General features: G+C 66.2%; 21 protein-coding genes and 1 tRNA gene. 6 read left to right on the top strand and 16 right to left on the bottom strand.

Features of this window, described 5'->3' with window-relative positions:
* Positions 1-131: 131 nt before the first annotated feature.
* Positions 132-764, top strand: coding sequence for a Uma2 family endonuclease (locus tag ACWZHB_RS31045; protein WP_427905282.1), 633 nt, complete (start codon positions 132-134; stop codon positions 762-764).
* Between the two features lie 229 nt (positions 765-993).
* On the opposite strand, the gene ACWZHB_RS31040 is transcribed toward ACWZHB_RS31045, so the two are convergent.
* The gene (locus ACWZHB_RS31040) at positions 994-1,206 is read right to left on the bottom strand and encodes a hypothetical protein (RefSeq protein ID WP_427905281.1); all 213 of its coding nucleotides are present in this window, start codon (positions 1,204-1,206) and stop codon (positions 994-996) included.
* A 355-nt stretch (positions 1,207-1,561) separates the two neighbouring features.
* Positions 1,562-2,197 carry a TetR/AcrR family transcriptional regulator gene (locus ACWZHB_RS31035; RefSeq protein WP_427905280.1) on the bottom strand — a complete coding sequence of 212 codons (636 nt, stop codon included), beginning with the start codon at positions 2,195-2,197 and terminating at the stop codon, positions 1,562-1,564.
* A 98-nt stretch (positions 2,198-2,295) separates the two neighbouring features.
* Between ACWZHB_RS31035 and ACWZHB_RS31030 the strand changes: the two genes are divergently transcribed.
* Positions 2,296-3,177 (top strand): alpha/beta fold hydrolase, encoded by an 882-nt coding sequence (locus ACWZHB_RS31030; RefSeq protein ID WP_427905279.1) that lies wholly within the window; start codon positions 2,296-2,298, stop codon positions 3,175-3,177.
* A 133-nt stretch (positions 3,178-3,310) separates the two neighbouring features.
* Here ACWZHB_RS31030 and ACWZHB_RS31025 read toward each other — a convergent pair.
* The 3 genes from ACWZHB_RS31025 to ACWZHB_RS31015 all read right to left on the bottom strand — a co-directional run bounded on the left by ACWZHB_RS31025 (position 3,311) and on the right by ACWZHB_RS31015 (position 4,657).
* A tRNA-Thr gene (locus ACWZHB_RS31025) sits at positions 3,311-3,382 on the bottom strand.
* Positions 3,383-3,458: 76 nt separating this feature from the next.
* Positions 3,459-3,695 (bottom strand): MbtH family protein, encoded by a 237-nt coding sequence (locus tag ACWZHB_RS31020; RefSeq protein ID WP_022565839.1) that lies wholly within the window; start codon positions 3,693-3,695, stop codon positions 3,459-3,461.
* A 128-nt stretch (positions 3,696-3,823) separates the two neighbouring features.
* A complete protein-coding gene (locus tag ACWZHB_RS31015) occupies positions 3,824-4,657 on the bottom strand; it encodes an alpha/beta fold hydrolase (RefSeq protein WP_427905278.1) in 834 nt (277 codons plus the stop codon).
* Between the two features lie 176 nt (positions 4,658-4,833).
* On the opposite strand from ACWZHB_RS31015, the gene ACWZHB_RS31010 reads away from it, so the two are divergent.
* The 4 genes from ACWZHB_RS31010 (at position 4,834) to ACWZHB_RS30995 (ending at position 8,783) form a co-directional block, all read left to right on the top strand.
* Complete coding sequence (locus ACWZHB_RS31010) at positions 4,834-4,992, top strand: hypothetical protein (RefSeq protein ID WP_165610244.1); 159 nt, start codon at positions 4,834-4,836, stop codon at positions 4,990-4,992.
* A 44-nt stretch (positions 4,993-5,036) separates the two neighbouring features.
* Positions 5,037-6,563: an alpha,alpha-trehalose-phosphate synthase (UDP-forming) gene (locus ACWZHB_RS31005; protein ID WP_427909361.1), complete on the top strand. Its 1,527-nt coding sequence runs from the start codon at positions 5,037-5,039 to the stop codon at positions 6,561-6,563.
* 64 nt (positions 6,564-6,627) lie between these two features.
* Positions 6,628-7,332, top strand: coding sequence for a response regulator transcription factor (locus ACWZHB_RS31000; protein WP_427905277.1), 705 nt, complete (start codon positions 6,628-6,630; stop codon positions 7,330-7,332).
* The gene (locus ACWZHB_RS30995; protein WP_427905276.1) at positions 7,329-8,783 is read left to right on the top strand and encodes a sensor histidine kinase; all 1,455 of its coding nucleotides are present in this window, start codon (positions 7,329-7,331) and stop codon (positions 8,781-8,783) included. Before ACWZHB_RS31000 ends, ACWZHB_RS30995 begins: the two co-directional genes overlap by 4 nt.
* Positions 8,784-8,799: 16 nt before the next feature.
* Here the strand turns inward: ACWZHB_RS30995 and ACWZHB_RS30990 are convergent, their stop codons facing one another.
* The 11 genes from ACWZHB_RS30990 to ACWZHB_RS30940 all read right to left on the bottom strand — a co-directional run bounded on the left by ACWZHB_RS30990 (position 8,800) and on the right by ACWZHB_RS30940 (position 20,069).
* Positions 8,800-9,285 carry a h domain protein gene (locus ACWZHB_RS30990; RefSeq protein WP_427905275.1) on the bottom strand — a complete coding sequence of 162 codons (486 nt, stop codon included), beginning with the start codon at positions 9,283-9,285 and terminating at the stop codon, positions 8,800-8,802.
* Positions 9,282-10,055, bottom strand: a complete 774-nt coding sequence (locus ACWZHB_RS30985) for a hypothetical protein (protein ID WP_427905274.1) — start codon at positions 10,053-10,055, stop codon at positions 9,282-9,284. The genes ACWZHB_RS30990 and ACWZHB_RS30985 overlap by 4 nt, the downstream gene beginning before the upstream one ends.
* On the bottom strand, positions 10,052-11,455 hold the full coding sequence (locus ACWZHB_RS30980) for an MCE family protein (protein WP_427905273.1): 1,404 nt from the start codon (positions 11,453-11,455) through the stop codon (positions 10,052-10,054). Before ACWZHB_RS30980 ends, ACWZHB_RS30985 begins: the two co-directional genes overlap by 4 nt.
* Entirely contained in the window at positions 11,452-12,675 is a 1,224-nt protein-coding gene (locus ACWZHB_RS30975) for an MCE family protein (protein WP_427905272.1), read from the bottom strand. The genes ACWZHB_RS30980 and ACWZHB_RS30975 overlap by 4 nt, the downstream gene beginning before the upstream one ends.
* A complete protein-coding gene (locus ACWZHB_RS30970; RefSeq protein ID WP_427905271.1) occupies positions 12,672-13,934 on the bottom strand; it encodes an MCE family protein in 1,263 nt (420 codons plus the stop codon). The genes ACWZHB_RS30975 and ACWZHB_RS30970 overlap by 4 nt, the downstream gene beginning before the upstream one ends.
* The gene (locus ACWZHB_RS30965) at positions 13,931-14,998 is read right to left on the bottom strand and encodes an MCE family protein (protein ID WP_427905270.1); all 1,068 of its coding nucleotides are present in this window, start codon (positions 14,996-14,998) and stop codon (positions 13,931-13,933) included. Before ACWZHB_RS30965 ends, ACWZHB_RS30970 begins: the two co-directional genes overlap by 4 nt.
* Positions 14,991-16,019 carry an MCE family protein gene (locus ACWZHB_RS30960; RefSeq protein WP_427905269.1) on the bottom strand — a complete coding sequence of 343 codons (1,029 nt, stop codon included), beginning with the start codon at positions 16,017-16,019 and terminating at the stop codon, positions 14,991-14,993. Before ACWZHB_RS30960 ends, ACWZHB_RS30965 begins: the two co-directional genes overlap by 8 nt.
* On the bottom strand, positions 16,016-17,215 hold the full coding sequence (locus tag ACWZHB_RS30955) for an MCE family protein (RefSeq protein ID WP_427905268.1): 1,200 nt from the start codon (positions 17,213-17,215) through the stop codon (positions 16,016-16,018). The genes ACWZHB_RS30960 and ACWZHB_RS30955 overlap by 4 nt, the downstream gene beginning before the upstream one ends.
* A 4-nt stretch (positions 17,216-17,219) precedes the next feature.
* A complete protein-coding gene (locus ACWZHB_RS30950) occupies positions 17,220-18,071 on the bottom strand; it encodes an MlaE family ABC transporter permease (RefSeq protein ID WP_427905267.1) in 852 nt (283 codons plus the stop codon).
* A gap of 5 nt (positions 18,072-18,076) precedes the next feature.
* Complete coding sequence (locus ACWZHB_RS30945; RefSeq protein WP_427905266.1) at positions 18,077-18,841, bottom strand: MlaE family ABC transporter permease; 765 nt, start codon at positions 18,839-18,841, stop codon at positions 18,077-18,079.
* A 325-nt stretch (positions 18,842-19,166) separates the two neighbouring features.
* On the bottom strand, positions 19,167-20,069 hold the full coding sequence (locus ACWZHB_RS30940) for a 3-oxoacyl-ACP reductase (protein ID WP_427905265.1): 903 nt from the start codon (positions 20,067-20,069) through the stop codon (positions 19,167-19,169).
* Positions 20,070-20,076 lie beyond the last annotated feature (7 nt).

Raw genomic sequence — 20,076 nt, 5'->3', positions numbered from 1 at the left:
CCAACACCACGAACGACCGAACACGAATACGACAACTCTCACCGAGATTCCTCGAATCTTCCACGAAACGCGCCTCGGCTTGCACTTCCCTTCCGCCACCGCCGCCATGACCGGACAGCTAGCCTTGCAGGGTGACCGCAGATCTCGGCTGTGCCGGTGAACTCCCCGAAACGCTCACCTGGGAGGAATACCTGGCACTGCCCGATGCCATCGCGCAGTGCGTGGAAGGACTCGACCGTGGTCATGTCATCTGGGCACGCACAGGACCTCGCCGTAATCAGCGGGCGGCCGTGCGCCTGCGCAACGCGTTGGAGTCCGCCTGGTCAGTAGTGCAGGCAGAGCGCGATGAATGCTTCGAAGCCGACGTCGAGCAGCCGGTCTTCTTCAGTGCCAAGAACGACTTCCTCAAACCTGACTTCATCTTGTACAGCTGCTTACCGGACCAGGATCAGGATGTTCCGGCGTCAGCTGTGGTCATCGCCGGTGAGGTCTTGTCACCGGCGAACTCCGTTCAGGATATGAACCGAAAGACCACCCGCTACACCGAGGCGGGCATCCCTTGGTACTGGGAGGTCGATGCCGGGGAGCAGTCAGTAACGATTCGGATCAACGCCCTGCTGCCCGCTCCAGAACACCGCCCGATCGGCGTCACGCCACTGCGTGCGTTCCACTACGAGCCGGTCGCGCAGTGGGCAGGCGACGGCGATTTCGCCTACCACCTCCCGTTCCCCTTCACGATCCCGCCGGAAAGCCTCGCCTACTAGACGCAACGCACGAAAAAACGCCCCGGACGGATCCGGGGCGCTTGTCGAGCCCCCTGTCAGGATTGAACTCACGGGTCAGCCCAGGCAGGGGGCCTTTTCGTGTCCCGACCAGTGGAAACAATGTCAGTGGTGATCAGTGGTGATCACCGGTAATCAGTAGAGATTGCGTCCAAAATGAGGCCAGGGTGAGGCCACCGGAATCACTGCCTGACCTGGGCGGCGCAGCGCCTCACACAGCCATCTCCGGCGCGACGGCAGCGACCTTGGCGACCGCCTTGCGGGTGCGGTCGGAATCCACCCCGGCCACGACCTGCAGCGCCGACCGCCACAACTGGGCCGCGTCTTCATGCCGTCCGAGTTTCCAGCGCAGCAGTCGGGTCTCGATTTCCGTCAGTGCCCGAATCCGGGTGTGCGTCTCCGGGTTCCAGGCCGCCACGCTCATGTCCAACTGCCGTTCTGCCTCATTCAGATCACCGAGCGCGGCGAACGCCTTCGACGCCTGTCGGCTGACGCCCGCATCAAGACTTCGATCCCAGGCCCCAGGTCGGAAGTGACCAGGCCGCTCAGATCATCGGGAGCAGAGGTATCTCCTGAGTCGTCGTTCTCGTGAGTCGTCGTTCTCGCCGGTACTCATCTTGCCGATTCTCGGCGGAACCGCCCAGGATCTGAGGTTTCCACACCGCGCTCGCTTGTCTCTAAAACGATCGATTGATGAACATGTTGAGCCGGCCCGGCCGCAACGGCGGAAGTTGCTGTACCGCAAGACGCTCCTCGGCCGGAGGCGGGCAGTCCGTACCTCACGGTGCACGGTTGCTACGACTCGGATGCTTTCGGGTTTGACTTCCGAGGACAAGGTCGAGTTGTTGGTCGACGAGTTCGATTGCCCGCTGGGATGTCCCGTGGCCTTGGATCATGCCCTGGGCGATTCCGGCGATGGATGCCGTGATGAGTTCGGCGATGAGGTCGATTCGATTCACCGAGGGTTCGAGATGGTCGGCTCGCCCGAGCTGGTCGGAAACGATGGAGACCAGCAGCCGCGATGCTGTGAGCGTTTCTTCGGGTGTGATGCCTTGACCGGTGACCGAGCCCGTGCCGAACGCTCCGAGAACGATGGTCTCCTCCCGGCGCTGTTCGTCGAGTGGAAGTAGTTCGGTCAGCACTGCGCGAATGGCTTCGCGGGGCATTACGTCCTCGCCCAAGGCGGCCCAGCGCTGCGCGAATCGTGTACCGACGTTTTCCATCACCGATCGGTAGGTGGCGAGGAGGAGATCCTTCTTCGTGCCGCAGTAGTACTGCACCAGGCTCACCGAAAAGCCCGCTTCGGCGGCGACCGATTGGAAGGTGACCGCGTCCAGGCCGCCGCGGACGATGAGTCGCCGTACGGCGCCGGTGATCTGCCGTCGCCTCAGTTCGTGGTCGACCAATCGTGGCACGCGCGCTCCTTCTCTCTGACCATGGACGACTCTACTTCATAGTATGTCTGTACTATCTAAGATAGTATGGACATACTATAAACATCGAGGAGGAGCTCATGCCGAAGATCGGGCGGTTCACCAGCGACGAGGCGAAGGCCGACTATCTGCGCATCTACGACGCGTGGGCGGAGCGGTGGCCGATTCCCTCGACCGTCGTAGACGTCGAAACGTCGTTCGGAACTACACGTGTGCGTAAGTCCGGAAGTGGGACGGGTGCCCCGGTCCTGCTGCTGCCCGGGACCTCGGGCAACGGCTTGGTGTGGCAGCGATTCATCGAGGATTTCGCGAGCGAGCGTGTGGTGTACACACCGGACGTCATCGGATGGCCGGGACGCTGTGTGCAGACCGCGCCCGTGCGCGACGGCGCCGACGTAGCGAAGTGGGTGGTCGAGACCCTCGACGGACTCGGTGAGGATCGAGTCCACCTGGCCGGGAATTCGCTGGGCGCCTGGATGGCCGGCATGGTCGGGGTCTACTACTCCGACCGTCTGGCGAGCCTCACCATGTTCGAACCCGGTGGGGCCACCTTCGCCAAACCGAAATGGAGCCTGCTGCTCAAATTCCTCGCCGCCGGCCTGCGGCCGACACCCGAACGGATGCGCAAGCTCAACGCCTGGCTGACCCCTCGCGCGCAGCTCACAGACGAGGAATTCGCGATGGTGATGGCGAGCCTGAAATTTCGGCCAGGCATGCCATGGGACCGAGTGCTCACCGACGAAGAACTGGCAGCCATCACCGCGCCGACGCTGGTGCTCTTCGGCGCCGAGACCGTCGTCAACGATCCCGAGTTGGGGGCAGCTCGCGCCCGGCAACACATCCCGTCGGTCGACGTGCAGATCTACCCGGGTATCGGACACGACCTGCTGTGGGCGAACCAGGAAGTGGTGATCCCCCGCTTCCTGGACTTCGCCGACAACCACGATCAAGTCCGGAACTGAGCACCAGACGTTTTGAGGTGACGCTGTTGTCCGCGCCCGAGAGGAGGCGCGGAACGGCACCGAGCCAGTTCCCCGAAGGCTGCTAGCGCGCAAAAAAGGCTCTAACCTGGGCCAGAGCCTTTCTTACGAGATGAGCCCCCTGTCAGGATTGAACTGACGACCTTCGCTTTACAAGAGCGGTGCTCTACCACTGAGCTAAGGAGGCGGGTGGTGCGCGACTATCTTAGCCGCGCACGCCAACCGCGTGGCACCGGATGGGTGTCACGCGGTGGCGGAGGAGATCAGGACTGGGCGCGGGCCGCGTCGTCGGCAGCCATCGCGTCACGCAGGCTCTTGGGCCGCATGTCGGTCCAGTTCTTCTCGACGTACTCGACGCACGCTGCCCGGCTTTCTTCGCCGAACACGACACGCCAGCCCGCCGGGACCTCCGCGAACGCGGGCCACAGGGAGTGCTGCTCTTCATCGTTGACCAGAACGAAGAAGCGGCCGTCCTCGTCGTCGAAGGGGTTGGTGCTCATTTCACCTCACTGGATACTGGCGCTGTGTACAGGATCACTGCGCGGCCGCTAAGCCACGAGCGTTAGGTCGACCCTAGCAAGGCATACGTTACTGGTAGGCAGTTACCCGATGCTGTATGCCGGGTCGATCAGGCGGCGAAGAAGTCGAGCAGGATCTTGTTGACCGCCTCTGGGCGCTCCAGGTAGCCGTAGTGGCCCGTATCGGGGACCTCCTGGTAGCGGGCGCCGGGAATGGCCTCGGCGACCTCACGGGACAGGTACGGCGGAATCATCCGATCGTCGGCGAATCCAATTGCCAAGCAGGGCACCGTAATCCCCCGATACGCGGCGACCCGATCGAACTCGTGATCCATCGCCCGCTGAGCACGGATACCGGGCGACGGGGTCCCCACGGTGAACTCGAACAGGTCGAGCCAGTCGCGCGCGGCATTGGTGTCGGCCATCGTCGCGGGCGACAGGTTCATCACCGCGGCCAGCGCCGCCTCGAACTTCGCGGGCAGCTTCACCGCGGAGGCGTCGAGGTCCTGCTCACCGATCGAGAGCGTCTTCTGGAACTGGTCGAGCCTGCCGTGGCCGGCCATGAACACGGCCTTGCGCACGAGATCGGGGCGGGCAAGCGCCAGCTCCTGAGCCACCCGCGCACCCATCGACGTCCCCGCGATCAGCGCGGGTCCTTCGTCGAGGAACTCGATCAGCGCGGCGGTATCGGCGACCAGTTCCTCGATCCGCATCCCACTCGCGGCCTCGAACGACGGCGCGATCCCGCGATTGTCGAACACGCAGACCCGATAACCCGCCGCGACCAGCGCGGGGACCTGGTGCAACTCCCACACCCGCCCCGGCGACCCGGTCCCCATGATCAACACCACCAGCGGACCACCGCCCTTGACGTCGGTGCCCTTGGTACGGTCGCCCTTGACCTGATAATTCAGTGCGATGCCGTTCACCGTGGCCAGTGGCATGAAACAAACCTCTCTGCGGGGGTCGATCGTGTACTGCCTCCACGGTAACGGGACCGCCACGACACGGCACCGGGGCGGGGTGTCGCGCGTCGCTAGTTCATCGGCCGTGCGCCGGCGCCCGATAGTATTGATCACTCGCAGGTAGAGCGCAGGGAAAACCGGGAGGACGAACCCATATGGCCGCGAAGAGCACCGCCAACGACATCGCCGACGACGAACTCGAGCCGCTTGCCGACGAGACCGCCCGCCAGGCACAGAAGGTCGTCGCGGCACACGCCGAAGACGCCGACGAGTGCCGCATGCTGCTGTCCATGCTCGGCATCGCTCCCGCCTGACACAGCGCACCCCTGCGACGCATAAGGATGCGTGAGTGGACCAAATGATCGATCAACCGTCCAACGACCGTCCGTCCGAAGAACCTCTCGCGCCCAGCGGATCGGGTTCGGGATTCGTAGTCGTCGCCAACCGGCTCCCGGTCGACCTCGAGCGCCTGCCCGACGGCACCACCAGGTGGAAGCGCAGCCCCGGTGGGCTGGTGACCGCGCTGGAACCGGTGCTGCGCACCAACAAGGGCGCCTGGGTCGGCTGGTGCGGCGTGCCCGACGTCGAGGTCGAACCGATCATCGAGGACGGGCTGGAGCTGTATCCGGTGCCGCTGACGGCGCAGGAGGTGGAGGACTACTACGAGGGGTTCTCCAACGGCACCCTCTGGCCGCTGTATCACGACGTGATCGTGCGCCCGGTGTACGACAGGGACTGGTGGGCAGCCTATGTCGAGGTCAACCGGCGGTTCGCCGAGGAGACCGCGAAGGTGGCCGCCGAGGGCGCGACGGTGTGGGTGCAGGATTACCAGCTGCAGCTGGTGCCCAAGATGTTGCGCATGCTTCGGCCCGATCTGACCATCGGCTTCTTCCTGCACATCCCGTTCCCGCCGGTCGAGCTGTTCATGCAGATGCCGTGGCGCACCGAGATCGTCGAGGGCCTGCTCGGCGCCGACCTGATCGGTTTCCACCTGCCCGGCGGCGCGCAGAACTTCCTCTATCTGGCCCGCAGACTGGCCGGTCAGCCCACCTCGCGCGGCACGATCGGGGTTCGCTCGAAGCTGGGTGTGGTGCAGGTCGGTTTCCGGACGGTGCGCGTGGGCGCGTTCCCGATCTCGATCGATTCCGCCGAACTCGACGAGCACTCCCGTCGCCGCTGGGTGCGCGAGCGGGCCGCGAAAATCCGTGCTGAGCTGGGCAATCCCAAGAACATCATGCTCGGCGTCGACCGCCTCGACTACACCAAGGGCATCGACATCCGGCTCAACGCGCTGCAGGAACTCCTCGAGGAGGGCCGCATCGACCCGTCCGAGACGGTGATGGTGCAGCTGGCAACGCCCAGCCGCGAACGCGTGCAGAGCTACATCAAGATGCGTGGCGACATCGAACGCCAGGTGGGCCGGATCAACGGTGAGTTCGCGCGCGTCGGCTATCCGGTCGTGCACTATCTGCACCGCCCGATCCCCCGCGACGAACTGATCGCCTTCTTCATCGCCGCCGACGCGATGCTGGTCACGCCTCTGCGCGACGGCATGAACCTGGTCGCGAAGGAGTACGTGGCCTGCCACAGCGACCTCAACGGCGCCCTGGTGCTGAGCGAGTTCACCGGTGCCGCGGCCGAGCTGCGCCAGTCCTACCTGTGCAATCCGCACGACCTGGACAGCGTGAAGGACGCGATCATCGGCGCACTCGACGACGATCGCGACACCAAGCGCCGCCGGATGCGGTCGCTGCGCCGCCAGGTACTCACCCACGATGTCGAACGGTGGGCCCGGGCGTTCCTCGATGCCCTCTCACACGGCAATGTGGCGGGTTCGGCACTGATGAGCGACGAGGAGCAGACCTACCCCGCCGACGCGCGCTGAGGCGCACAGCGACCTCACAGCGAGGGTCCAGCCACTTCCCAGCGGGGTGGTGGAGCATAGGGGCATGAGTGGTGTGCCGGAAGCGCGGGTGCTGGTCGTCGACGATGAGCCGATGATCGTCGAACTGCTCGCGGTGAGCCTGGGCTACCAGGGCTTCGAGGTGGCGACGGCGGCCGATGGTGCCGAGGCGCTGGATCGGGCACGCGTGTTTCGGCCGCAGGCGCTGATCGTCGACGTGATGATGCCCGGCATGGACGGCTTCGGGCTGCTGCGCCGGTTGCGCGCCGACGGGATCGACGCGCCGGTGCTGTTCCTGACCGCGCGCGACGACGTGGACGACAAGATCACCGGGCTCACCCTCGGCGCCGACGACTACGTCACCAAGCCGTTCAGCCTGGAGGAAGTGGTGGCCCGGCTACGGGTGATCCTGCGTCGCGCCGGGCACGCCGAGCCCGAGCACGCGAGCACCCGATTGCGCTTCGCCGATATCGAACTCGACGACGACACGCACGAGGTGTGGAAGGCAGGCGAGCCGGTTGCGTTGTCCCCCACCGAGTTCACGCTGCTGCGCTATTTCGTGGTGAACGCGGGGAGTGTGCTCAGCAAGCCTCGCATCCTGGATCACGTGTGGCGCTACGACTTCGGTGGCGAAGTCGGCGTCGTGGAGACCTACGTGTCCTACCTGCGCAAGAAGGTCGATACCGGCGAGCAGCGGTTGATCCACACGCTGCGTGGGGTCGGCTATGTGATGCGTGAGCCGAAGCGGTGAGCAGACTCCCCCTGCGGGTGACGCTGGTACTGATCCTGGTCGCGCTGGCCGGATTCGGTTTGGTCGCTTCGAGTTTCGTGGTGACCAAGGCGATGGAGAACTCGCTGCGAAACCGCACCGATCAGCAGCTGCAGGACGCGGCGATGGAGTGGGAGCGGCGAGTGGGGCTACCAGCACCCAACCTGCCCCCGCCGTCCTCGGTGTCCGGGCAGCCGCCCGGTCGCTACTTCGTGACAGCGGAGAGCGCGGATGGCACACGAAAAGTACGCCTGGACAACGTCTTCGGCACTACCTCCCAGCCCGATCTCCCCGACTCGCCCGCACTGCAACCAGTCACGGTCGGTTCGCTGGACGACTCGGGCGATCAGTGGCGGGTACTGACGGTCGACGGTCGTCATGCGACGGCGACGGTCGCGTGGCCGCTGGCCGAGAACATCGAGACGGTACGCAATCTCGTTGTGCTGCAATTGATCGTCGGCGCGATCGTGCTGCTCGCGCTGGCCATCGCGGCCTATTTCGTGGTGCGTGGCAGTCTGCGACCGCTGCACCGGGTCGAAGCGACCGCGGCGGCGATCGCGGGCGGCGAACTCCATCATCGAATCCCCGTGCACGGCAACGTCACCGAGGTCGATCGACTGTCACAGTCGCTCAACAGCATGCTGACCCAGATCCAGCAGGCCTTCGCCGCCACCGAGGCCTCCGAGACCGCCGCGCGCGATTCCGAGGCGAAGATGCGCCGTTTCGTCGCCGACGCCAGCCACGAACTGCGTACGCCGCTCACCACGATCCGCGGCTTCGCCGAGCTCTACCGCCAGGGCGCGACCGCCGACCCGGCGATGTTCATGAATCGCATCGAACAGCAAGCCCAGCGCATGGGCCTGCTGGTGGAGGACCTGCTCATGCTGGCTCGCCTCGACGCCCAACGCCCCGTCGAACTGGGCCAGGTGGACCTGCTGGCAGTGGCGGGCGACGCCGTGCACAGCGCGCGGGCCGTCGAGGCCGCCGAAGGTCAGCACCGCCCGATCACCCTGGCCGTCGCCGAGGGCCCTGGCACCCTGGAAATCCTCGGCGATGAGCACCGCCTGCGCCAGGTACTCACCAACCTGCTCGACAACGCCCGCACCCACACCCCCGACGGCACCTCGATCACCGTCCGCCTGACCCCCGCACCCGATGCGGTCCAGCTCGAGGTCGTCGACACCGGTCCCGGACTCACCGGCGAAGACGCAGACCACGTCTTCGAACGCTTCTACCGCGCGGATATCTCGCGCACCCGCCGCGGCGGCACCACCGAACCCGGCGCTGTCACCAGCGGCAGCGGACTCGGTCTTTCGATCGTGGCGGCACTCGTCGCGGCCCACGGCGGCATGGTTCGAGTCGAGACCACGCCGGGTGGCGGCGCGACCTTCGTCGTACGACTACCGCGCGGCGGCGAAGTCAGGTCCGTGTGAGCCGAGGGTGCGGCGATCAGACCGGCGTGACCTGGGCGACCAGCCAGCGGTCGTCGGACTTGTCCAGTGAGACGCGCACCCGGCTGCCGGAGGTCGCGCCGTCCGGGGTGTCCTTGCTGGTGGTCAGCTGGTTCAGGTAGAGCAGCACCACGGCGTGCTCGGGCTCGGCGGAGACGACGCCCTCGGCCTGGGTGGTGGCCTTGACGGTGAGCTGCTTCTCCTTGGCGCCCGGCGCGATGGCTTCCTTGATGAGCTCGAGGTAGTCGTTGCGGAAGGACTCGGTCAGGCCGTCGGCCGCCTTCGGCAGTTCGGTGTCGACGGTGGCCGGCTCGTAGGTGAACATGGCGCTGACCGTGCGGCTGGCCGTGCTCATCGCGTCGGTGCGGGCCTGCTCGGTCCGGTCGTGCTGCCAGAGCTGATAACCGCTCACACCGAGCACGATCGCGGCGATCAGGCCGAGGGCGCCGAGGCTGCCGAAGACGATCTTCATACGCTGGCTCATCCCACGAACTCCACCTTCGACACGGTCATTCCGGTGTCGCCGTTCGACACCGTGACCCGGAACCGGTACTGCCGCGACTGCGGTTCGGGCGAGCCGTTGTTGCTCACCATCTGCTTGGCGGCGACGAGCACCTGTGCGGATTCGCCGTCCGCGGTGACGATGCCCGACTCGACCACCTCGCCGGTGGAGACCACGTTCGCCTGCTTGACGACATCCATGAATGGATCGACGCGACCGTCGAACTCGGTCTTGAAGTCGCCGGAGGCCACCGACAGGATCCGGTCGATGTCCTCCTTGGCGGACTCGGCGCGGATCGTGGTGAGGTTCAGCACGGCCTGGCGGGCGGTCTCGGTGTACTGGGCCCGTAGGTCCTCGTCCTTGTTCACCGAGTAGGCGGTGAAGGCGGCGAAACCGGCGCCGACGACCAGGGCGAGCACGAGCACTATCGCCGCGGCGAGCGCGAAGATGCGCCCGCCCGAGCCGGGCGCCTTTTCGTCGGCGGTCTTGCTCAGGTCGACCGGCTCGCTCGGCGCGACCTTCCCGGTGACGTCCTCGGACACCGCGGCGGTCTCGGCGAGCTTCACCGTGGCGGCCTCGGACACCGCCGTGGTCTCGGCGAGCTTCACCGTGACCTCGGCATCCACCGTCGCCGCCGACGATGCGGTTTCGCTCTTACTGACGGTGACCGTCTCGGCCGCCGTCCCCTCGACCGGCGGACCGGCCGTGCGCGCGGCCCGCCTACGCGGACGGCGGTTGTCGTTGTCGTTCATCGTTGCTGCTCCTCCAACATCGCCTGCCAACTGGCCGGTACGGTGCCCGACCCGTCCTCGGCGATGTCACCTTGGCGGTACGTGCGTCCGTCCGTGCCCAGATAGCTGCCCGTTGACGGATCATAGGGGCGCGCTGCGGCGGGCGTCACAGCGCCCGTCGATGCGCCTGCCGGTGCCGACGCCGGAGCGACCGGCTCGACCGGTCCGTACGTCGGGTTGTTGCCTTCCGGCACGTACCCGGTCCGGCACAGTTCGGGCGTGGGTGCCCGGACGCCGGGGAACTCCATGCACGGCGTGTTGCGGATGCCGCGTACCGCGATATTCGAGTCCTGCGGCACCTTGCAGTACAGCCCGGGTGGCGTGTCCACCTGGCTCAGCTCGCTCGGCTGCCGCCACTGCTCCGACGGCAGGAACCCGGTGGTACAGGCGGGCGGGTCGTGCACGGCGGTCATGAAGTCGACCATCAGGCCGTACTTCGTCGGCCCACGGATGCCGGTTCGCAGCGCCGCGATCAGCGGTGGGAAGACGACCATGAGCTGTTCCAGGCTCGCGTTGTAGGTCACGCCGACCTGTCCGAGGCTCACCAGATTGGTGGCGAGCAGCGGCAGTGTTGGACGCAGATCCTGGAACTGCTTGTTCACCGTCTCCATCGCGGAAGGGCTGTTGTTCAACAGGTTTCGCAGAGCCGGATCGTGCTCACGGAGTTGATCGGTGAGCGTGGCCAGATCCGCTGTCCAGGAACGGATATCGTCGGCGGAGCGGGTCTGGGTGTCCAGCAGCGGACCGATCTGGTCGAGCAGCTTCTTGGTCGGCTCGATATCGGTCTCGGCCTGCTGCACCAGCAGCGCCGCCGAATCGATGAACCGCTGCAGATCGGGCCCGGCGCCGTTGAACGCGTAGAACGCCTCGTCGATCACCTGCTTCAGGCGGGTGTCGGCGACGGTCGCGAGCAGCTTGTCGGCCTGGTCGAGCATCGCGCCGACATCCTGGGGCAGGTGGGTGCGCTGCACGGGGATCACCGAGCCGTCGCGCAGATTCCCGTCGGCCGGTTGCTCGGTGGGCACAAAGTCCACGTACTGCTCGCCGATGGCCGAGACGCTGCGCACCCAGGCGCTCGAATCGGCGGGCACCTTGTAGTCGCTGTCGATCGACAGATCGGCTTCGACCCCGGCCTGCGTCAGGCGCACCGCCTCGACCTTGCCGATGTTCTGCCCGCGGTAGGAGACATTGGCGGTGGGATAGAGCCCACCGGTGGCAGCCAGCTGCACGGTCACCGCGTACCGGCCGATCCCGAACATCGCGGGCACCTGCACGTAGGCGCCGCCCATCACGACGAGACCGATCACGGTGAGCACCGCGAAGATCGCGAGCTGGGCTCGCACGAACCGGGTGAGTTTCATCGACCCGCCCCTTCCTGGCCGGGCAGCGGCGCGGTGATGCCGGGTATGGCGGGCAGACCGGGAATGGACGGCAGCCCCGGAATGGTGGGCATGGGTCCTGGGGCGGGCGGCGCCGCGAACGGGGCGGTGGCCGGGTCGGCGGCATCGGTGGCGGTCGACGGCGCGAATGATCCGACGACACCCTCGACACCACCGAAGCGACCGCCGAGTGGCGTTCCGGTGAGCCAGTTGCTGTCGAGACGACTACCGGTCAGGTCGAACGTGATGAACAAGTTCATGTAGTCGCCCTTGATCGCGTTGTCGATGTTCCTGATCGGGAACGGGAACGTCGGCAGGATGCCCATCGCCTGGATCAGGTTGTTGCCGGTGTCGGCCAGCGTCTGGAGCACGGGTCCGAGGCTGCGCAGATTGGCCACCAGATCGTCACCGCTGGTCTTGATCAGCCGCTCGCTGACGTCACCGAGCTCGCCGAGCGCGGTGATGGCCCGGGTGATCTCCGCCGAGCGGTCGGCCAGCACGGTGAGCGCGGGATGGATCTGTTCGATCGCCTCGGCGATCACGTCCTTCTGACCGGCCAGCTTGACCGCGAGATGGTCCAGCCCCTCCATCGCGCTGATGATGCTGCCGGTCTGCCGTTCCAAGCCGGTGGTCAGCTCGTTGAGCTGCGGCAGCAGGTCGGCGATCTCGTCCTCGCGACCGCTCAGCATCGCGTTCAGTTCGGTGGTGATCGTCTCGAGCTGCGCGATACCGCCGCCATTGAGCACCACCGACAGCGAGGACAGCACCTGCTCGGTGGTCGGGTAGGCGCCTGCCCGCTCGAGCGGGATGACGTCGCCGTCACGCAGCTGACCGCTCGGCGCGGTCGTCGGCGGGGACAACTCGACATGGTTGCTGCCGAGCAGACTGGTCTGGCCGATCTTGGCGACCGCGTTGGCGGGCAGGCGCACATCGGGGTTGAGCGAGACCGTCACCAGCGCGTGCCATCCCTCGACGTCGATCCCGGTGACATTGCCGACCGCGACGTCGTCGACCCGCACCGGCGAATTCCGGGTCAGGGTGGTGACATTGGGCATCTGGATCCGCACCGTGTAGGAGCCGGCCATGCGCCCCTCGGAGCCGGGCATGGGTAGGGAGTTGAGCCCGTCGAACTGACAGCCGGTGGTGCCGAGCGCGACGGCGACGCCGACGGCCAGCCCGGCGAGTGTGCGTTGCCGCCTCATCGCTGTCCTCCTGGAACGGCAAGCCCGGCAAGACCTTCGGGCACGGTGATCGGAGCGGCGGCAGGCGCCTCGTTCGGTTGCCCCGCGCCGGCCAGGCTCGGGTCGCTGTACACCAGCTGCTCGGGGAACGCGGTCACGCCGGTGGCCGGGTTGGTCATGATCGGCACGTAGTTCATCGCCAGCGAGCTGATCACCGGTGCCAGGAACTCCGCGCACAGATCCGCGGACTTGTCCGAGTTGTTGTGCTCGAGCGCCCGGATCGAACCACACAGGAAGCTGAGTGGATTGGCCGTGTTGTTCAGCGAGACCGAGCCGGTGAACGAGCCCTGCGCGGGCTTGTAGAGCTGGTAGAAGTTCACCATCGCGGTGGGAGCCGAGTGCAGCACCCGTTCGATCTGGGGCCGCTTGTCGACCAGGGTCTGGGTGACATCGGCGAGTTTCTCTACGCCCTCGGTCAATTCACCCCCGGTGCCGTCGAGGAACCTCTTCACATCGGCCAGCGCCACATCGAGGCTGTCCAGTCCGGCGCCGAGATCTTCCGACGCGCCGGCCAGCACCGAGGACACCGAAGCCAGCCGACCGCTGAACTGCACGATCTGCTCGTTGCTCGCCGAGAGCACCTCGACGAACTTCTGCAGGTTGCGGATGGTGCCGAACAGGTCGGTTCGCCCGTCGGACAGGGTCGTCAGAGTCGCGGACAGCTCACGCAGGGTGTCCCGGAACTTCTGGCCGTTGCCGTCGAGGTTCTCGGCCGCGGTGTCGACGAAGCGGCCGAAGGAACCCTGCTCGTCGTCACCGACCGGACCGAGTGCCGCCGACAGTTTGGTCAGTTCGGCCTTGATCTCGTCCCACTCCACCGGCACCGCGGTGCGGTCGAGCGGAATCTGCGCGCCGTCGGCCAGCTTCGGTCCGCCGCGGTAGGCGGGCGCGATCTGCACGAAGCGGGCCGAGACCAGCGACGGCGCGACAATCACCGCGCGTGCGTCCGCGGGCAGGTCGACGCTGCTGTCGATGCTCATCTTCACCCGTGCCTGGCCCTGGCCCGCGTCGATCGAATCGATGCTGCCGACGGTGACGCCGAGTACCCGGACCTCATCGCCTTCGTACAGGCCGGTGGTGGAGGTGAACGCGGCGGTCACGGTGTTCTTTCCGCCGCCGGTGACGAAGTAGACAGCCACGACGACCAACGCCGCGACAACTACCACCGCCACGGCGACAGTCCAGCGCGGCAACCCGCGTACCTGCTGAGTCAAGCTCATCGCGGGGGATCCTCCTCAGTAGGAGCGATGTACGGCGCCCTCGGATTGGTGAAGATATCGATCAGGTCCTGTGGCACCTGTTCCGGCCAGACCAGCGCGTCGACGAGCGGGCGCAATTCGGTACTGGTCGCGTTCACCACGTAGGCGTTGAACCAGGGACCGTTGCCGACCTGCTCACCGAGCGCGGCGGCGTAGGGGCCGAGGCCGTCGAGGGCTTCGTTGAGGTTCTGTTCGTTGCGCTGAAGCAGCGCGAGTACCGAATTCAGCCGGTCCAGCGTCGGCCGCATCTGGGGCTCGTTGTCGGCGACCAGGCCCGAGAGCTGCCTGGCCACATCGTCGATGTAGACGACGAGCTGGTTGATCGCGGCCCGGCGCCGGTCGAGCTCGCCGAGCAGCTCGTTGCCGTCGAGGAGCAACGTATTGAGCTGGGTGCTGCGGTCGGCCAGGATCTTGGTGACATTCTGCGCCCTGGCCAGCAGGTCGGTCAGCGCCTGATCGCGCACATTGATGCTGCGCGACAGGGCGGTGACACCGTCGAGGGCGTTGCGCAGCGGGCCCGGCGTGTCGGCGAAGGCCGCCGACAGGGTGTCGAGGGTCTGGTCGACCTGATCCAGATCGAGATCGCGCACGGTCCCACCGAGATCGCTCAGCGCTTCGTTGAGCGAGTAGGGCGAGGTGGTGCGGTCGAGGGGGATGGTGTCACCGGTGCCGATCTCGCCGGTGCCGGTCGGCACCACGTCCAGCGACTTGCGGCCGAGGACCGTGTTGGTCTTGATCGCGGCGGTGGTCTTCTCCCCCAGCACGATCGACTCGTCGAGGTCGAACTTCACCAGCACCTTGTCACCGTCGAGGCTGACTTCGCGCACCTCGCCGGATCGCACTCCGGCCACATGCACCGGGTCGCCCTGTACGAGCCCGCCCGCGTCGAGGAAGTTCGCGGTGAAGGTCGCGCCGGAGCGAATGAAGGGCAGCTCGGTGAATTGCAGCGTCGCGAGCGAGATCGTCACCACCAGCACCAAGCCGACGATGCCGATCGTCGCCGACGACGACTTGTTCTCATTCATTGGGCGCGCACCTTCCAGTCGCCTGCAGACCCGGCAGGTGAACTTCCATCGGCTTGCCGTCGGGGCCGGAGACCAGGATGTTGGTACCGCAGATATACAGCTGCAGGAAGGAGCCGTAGGCACCGATCCTGATGAGCTTCTTGTATGTCTCCGGCAGTTTTCCGAGCACCCATTCGATATGGTCGGAACCCTCGTCCAGGTTCGTGGCGAGCCTGCCGGTCTGTTCGATGGTGTTGCGCAGGTCGGGACGGGCCTGCACCAGCAGGTCGTTGATTTCCTTGGTAGCGCCCGCGATTCGCGGCAACGCGTTGCCGATCGGGTCGCGCTGTGCGGACAGGTCGCTGACCAGGCGCTGCAGTTCGTCGATGGTGGTGGCGAACTGGTCACCGCGATCGTCGATGGTGGCGAGCACGGTGTTCAGGTTGTCGATCACGCTGCCGATCAGCGCGTCGCGGTCGGCCAGGGTCTTGGCGAAGCTCCCGCCGCTGTTCAGCAGCGAGACCAGGGTGCCGCCCTGTCCCTGGAAGATCTGCAACAGCGCCGCGGTGAGGTCGTTGACCTGCGCGGGATCGAGCCCGCGCAGCAGCGGCTTGAATCCGCCGAGCAGCAGATCCAGATCCAGGGCGGGTTCGGTCTGCTCGCGGCCGATGGTGTCACCGTCGGAGAGCCGCCGAGCCGAGCCGGGACCCTCCAGCAGTTCCATGTAGCGGTCGCCGACCAGGTTCTCGTACTTGATCCCCGCACGGGTACTGGCCAGCACCGCGTACTTGCTGTCGACATCGAACGCGACGTGGGCGAGGTTGTCCTCGCCCACCTTCACCGAGGTCACCGAACCCACCGGCACACCGGCGATGCGTACCTTGGAACCCGGCAGCATGCCCGATGAGCTGGTGAACACCGCGTGATAGCCGGTCTCACTGGAGAACCGTGCCTGGCTCAAGACGATCGCCAGGCCGGCGAACACCAGCGTCATCACCACGGTGAAGATCGCCAGTTTGATCGTCGTTCCCGTGTTCCTCACCGTGTCACTCCCGGCAGTCCGTCCATCAGCAGCTGGAATACCTTTGGCACACCGTTGAATTCGTGGCGGGTACTCGGGGTGTACGGCGCGCCCTGGCTGGTATCGGTCACCAAGTAGTCCGAATGGCTTTCCGGTACCCGCTCCACCACACCCTCGCAGCGGGGGCCACCCGTGGCGTTCACCTTGGGCAGATCGTTCGGGTAGGAGTAGGGCTGGGAACCGAGCATGAAGCTCGCGTTCATACCGACACCCGGCAGCAGCCCGCCCATCATCTCCTCGGCGATCGGCACCAGCGGGCCGAGGCCGTTGATGACGCAACTCAGTGCGGGCGCGTAGTCGAACAGCAGGGCGGTCGTCGGTCGCAACAGGTCGAGCGCGGTCACCAGATCGTGCTCGTTCTCGCGCAGTACCGATCCCACCGTGTCGGACAGCCCGGTCACATTGACCAGCACATTGTCGAGCTGGCCCGGCATCTCGGCGATGGTCTGCGAGGTGCCGGTCGCGTTGTCGACGGTGCGCAACAGCGGGTCGGCGACCTCGGCGTAGAGGTCGGTCACCGCGGCGGTCTTGTCCAGATCCGCTTCCAGCGTCGGCAGGTATGGGTTGAGTTCGCGCAGATACCGATCCGAGCGCACCAGCAGATCGCCGAACTTGTCGCCACGACCTTCCAGTGCGGTGCCCAGCGCGGTCAGCGTGGCGTTGAGCTTCTCCGGTTCCACCTGGGCGAGCACATCGGACAGATGCTGGAACAGCGTGTTGAACTCCACTGTCACCGCGCTGGCCGCCACCGTGCTGCCCGCCTTCAGCGAGTTCGACGAAGGCTGTTCGGGGACAATGAAATTCACATACTTGGCGCCAAACACCGTGGTCGAGCGAATATCGACACCCGCGTTCGACGGCACCAGCTTCAGCTGTTCCGGGTCGACCTCGAGCAGGATCTGCGCGCCGTCGTCGCGCAGGTTGATCTCGGCGACCCGGCCGATCTCGACGCCGCGCACCTTCACCTTGGCGTCGGGGTCGAGCACAAGGCCTGCGCGGGGGGCGTCGACCAGCACCTGCGCGGTGGTGGTGAACGCGCCTTGGAACAGGGCGAACGCGAAGGCCACGAGCCCGACGAGCAAGCCGACCATCGTGAGCGCGGCGAGCTTGCGCCCGAGCCCGCCCTGCAATGCGGCAACGAATCGTGAAGTATCCATCACGCTATCCCGAGAGGTGGAAGTTGCCGGAGGTGCCGTAGATGGCCAGCGAGATCAGCAGCGTCACTGTGACGACCGCGATCAGCGACGACCGCACCGCGTTACCCACCGCGATGCCGACGCCGACCGGACCACCCGCGGCGTGGAAGCCGTAGTAGGTGTGGATCAGCATCACGGCCAGTGCCATCACGATCGCCTGCGCGAACGACCAGAGAATGTCGCTCGGGATGAGGAAGGTCGAGAAGTAGTGGTCGTAGACGCCGCCGGACTGTCCGTAGATCACCACGGTCGCGAAGCGGCTGGCGATGAACGAGGCGATCACCGCCAGTGCGTAGAGCGGCACGATCGCGATCATGCCGGCCAGCACTCTGGTGCCGACCAGGAACGGGATCGGCCGAATCGCCATCGATTCCAGCGCGTCGATCTCCTCGGCCACGCGCATCGCGCCCAGCTGCGCTGTCGCGCCCGCGCCGATGGTGGCGGCCAGGCCGATGCCGGAGATCACCGGTGCCGCGATGCGCACATTGATGAGCGCGGCGAAGAAGCCGGTCAGCGCCTCGACACCGATATTGCCGAGCGAGCTGTAGCCCTGCACCGCGATGGTGCCGCCCGCCATGAGCGTGAGGAAACCGACGATCACCACGGTGCCGCCGATCACGGCCAATGCGCCACTGCCCATGCTGATCTCGGCGATGAGGCGGATGGTCTCGGTGCGGTAGTGCACCAGCGCGCGCGGCACCGAGCCGAGCGCCTTGATAAAGAAGATCGCCTGATCTCCCAGGGAATCCACCGATTTCGACATTCGCTCGAAACGGCGGACCGTGCGCGGAAACTTGCTGCGAACTATGAATGCCATCGTGGTCACCGCACCGTGAATTTCAGGCCGATCGCGGTGACGACGACATTCACCACGAACAGCGCCATGAAGGCGAAGACCACTGTTTGGTTCACCGCGTCACCGACGCTCTTGGGTCCGCCTTTGACCTGGAGCCCGAGATAACACGCCACCATTCCGGCGATCAGGCCGAACAAGCCCGCCTTGATTTCGGAGATGATCAGCTCGGACAGATTCGTCAGCAGCGGAATCCCGTTGACGAACGCGCCGGGGTTCACACCCTGCAGGAAGACCGAGAACACGAAGCCGCCGGCGATGCCGATGGTGCACACCAGGCTGTTGAGCATCAGCGCCACGAACATCGAGGCGAACACGCGCGGCACGACCAGCCGGCTGATCGGGTCGATGCCGAGCACCTTCATCGCGTCGATCTCTTCGCGAATCGTGCGTGCGCCCAGGTCGGCGCAGATCGCGGTGGCGCCTGCGCCAGCCACGATCAGCACCGTGACGATCGGGCCCACCTGGGTGACGGCGCCGAACGCGGCGGCCGCGCCACTGAGGTCGGCGGCGCCGATCTCGCGCAGCAGGATGTTGAGCGTGAAGACGACCAGCACCGTGAACGGGATCGCGACCAACAGCGTCGGCACGATCGAGACCCGTGCGACGAACCAGGCCTGGTCGACGAATTCGCGCCATTGGAATGGTTTGCGGACGGTGGCGCGTGCCACTTCCGCGCCGAGTTCGAAGAATCCGCCGACCGCCCGCAACGGGACAGCAAGGAGGTTGCTCATACCGAATCCTCCTCTTTCGACGGGCGGACTGATTTGTCCGCGTACCCGTACTTCACCGCCACCCCGATCTGAAGACTGCCCAAAGACTAGAACATGTTCCTGCTAATGTCTGCCATTTTGGTAGACCCGGAGCAGGACTTTTTCTCGTTATTCGCTGTCAAAACTGAAACGGATACTTATTCAATTCGGCGGCCCTCCTGTGAGGCGTCACACACCCCGACGGTCATGTCTACCAATACCTGGACTGGTGATCAACACGACAGGCAAGACAAAACCGGCGGGGTGCGCGGCGAGCCAACATCGGGCAAACCGCGGACTGGACTACTCAGCCCAGATCGCGGAGGTCGCGCGCCGAAAAGGTGTGATCGGCGGGGCGCTCTGCGAAATAGCTGCCGAGCGTGGCGGCGAGGTCGGCCTCGGACCATTCGGCACCCGCGGCATCGAAGCGCTGCTCGACCGTCGGCGCCGCCATCAGCGCCACCATCGGGCCGTAGACGACGAAAACCTGACCGTTCACCGCGTCCGCGGCGGGCGAGGCGAGGTAGGCGACCAGCTTGGCGACGTGCTCGGGTGCCAGCGGGTCGACCGCTCCCGCTGGCGCGTCCGCGAAGACCGCCTCGGTCATCGCGGTCCTGGCCCGGGGGCAGATCGCGTTGGCGCGCACGCCGTACCTGGACAGCACGCGCGACGCGGTCAGCGTGAGGGCGGTGATGCCCGCCTTGGCCGCACCGTAGTTCGCCTGGCCCTCCGGTCCGAGCAGACCCGCCTCCGAGGAGGTGTTGACCAGCCGGCCGTAGACCGGCGCGCCCGCCGCCTTCGACGCCGCGCGCCAGTAGGCGGCCGCGTTGCGGGTGAGCAGGAAGTGCCCACGCAGGTGGACCGCGATCACCGCGTCCCAGTCCTCGTCGGACATGTTGAACAGCATGCGGTCGCGGGTGATGCCCGCGTTGTTGACGACGATGTCGAGCCCGCCGAGCGATTCCTGCGCGGTCGAGACGAGCGCGTCGGCGGTCGAGCGCTCGGCGATGGAGCCGCCGACGAATTCCGCCTTGCCACCGAGTTCGCGGATCGCGGCGATGGTCTCGGCCGCCGCGTCCTCGGTCAGGTCATTGACGACCACCGCCGCACCGGCCGACGCCAGCGCGAGAGCTTCGGCCCTGCCGAGCCCGGCGCCCGCACCGGTCACGATCGCGACCCGGCCCTCCAATGAAATCTGCGTCACACTCATTCGGCCG

It is taken from the genome of Nocardia sp. FBN12, assembly GCF_054031145.1.
Note: the sequence above shows the minus strand (reverse complement) of the source record. Positions and strands in the feature narration are given on the sequence as shown.